This window comes from Flavobacterium geliluteum, from assembly GCF_017948595.1.
GTDB lineage: Bacteria > Bacteroidota > Bacteroidia > Flavobacteriales > Flavobacteriaceae > Flavobacterium > Flavobacterium flavipigmentatum.
In genome coordinates, this window is sequence record NZ_JAGFBV010000072.1 from 1 (window position 1) to 961 (window position 961).

Annotated in this window: 1 protein-coding gene; it reads right to left on the reverse strand. The window is 30.5% G+C overall.

What is annotated here, in order from left to right; genetic code table 11:
• Positions 1 to 5 precede the first annotated feature (5 nt).
• Positions 6 to 908, reverse strand: coding sequence for an IS1595 family transposase (locus tag J3495_RS18995; RefSeq protein WP_210668551.1), 903 nt, complete (start codon positions 906 to 908; stop codon positions 6 to 8).
• Positions 909 to 961: the final 53 nt, after the last annotated feature.

Below are 961 nucleotides of genomic sequence, written 5' to 3' on the forward strand. Positions count from 1 at the left end.
TTGAGTTATATACTTAGCCTCTGTATTATTTGATACTGATAAATTGGCAATGCCGTAATCATTCGTTGAATTGTTTTGTGAAAAATAGTTTCTTTGAAAATTGATCTATTAATTCTAAAGGTAAATTCATCAAAATAAGATTGAATGTGTTTTTTACTGACATGACTTGGAACGGTTCTTATCCAGGATTTTATTTGATGGATCACAATGTGCAACTCCTTAAAATTCTTTCCTTTTTCACTTTGTTTTTGTTCAATATTATAACTCTTTTTTAATGGACTATAACCTCTCCATTTGTCAGTAAATATTTTAGCACTTGTACTAATATGTTCTTCAAAAATAGGGGTTAATGATTTAGCAGAATAATCATCAATTGCTTTAACATAAACGCGTTTTACTTTGTTTTTATCTGTTAATTCAACTGCTATCACTGCTTTGGTCTTTTTAGTGTCATAGCTTCTTCCTTGCTTACCATCTTCTTGTCCTCCAACTACAAATTCATCAACATGAACTATTTCTGACAAAGGATATTTTTGACTGCTTTTCATGGCAACGCGAACTTTCTGCATAAAAAACCAAGCTGTAGTTTGACTAATTCCGTAGCGCTTTCCCATTTGAATACTCGATAAACTTTTACTACTGGTTGTCATTTCAAAAACTATTAAAAAGGCTTTTTGCAAACCAAATTTTACCTTATGAAACAAAGTATTTGCTGTGGCACTTTCAACATGATTACAACTATAACAATGATAGGTGAAGCCTGACTTTTCACAACCTTTTTCAGACCCACATTTACTACATTTAAAACCATCCATCCATTTTATTTTACTCAAATAAGCCTTACAAGCATCATCATTTGGGAATTCTTTTACCAGATTGAGTATATTTTGACCTTTAAATTCTTCCATAAGTACTGTTTTACAACTACTAAGATACAGAATCTAAATTAATAACTCAATAA

Excerpts from the sequence above, each read along its gene's own strand:
- J3495_RS18995 (WP_210668551.1), bottom strand. The coding sequence starts at position 908 with ATGGAAGAATTTAAAGGTCAAAATATACTCAATCTGGTAAAAGAATTC.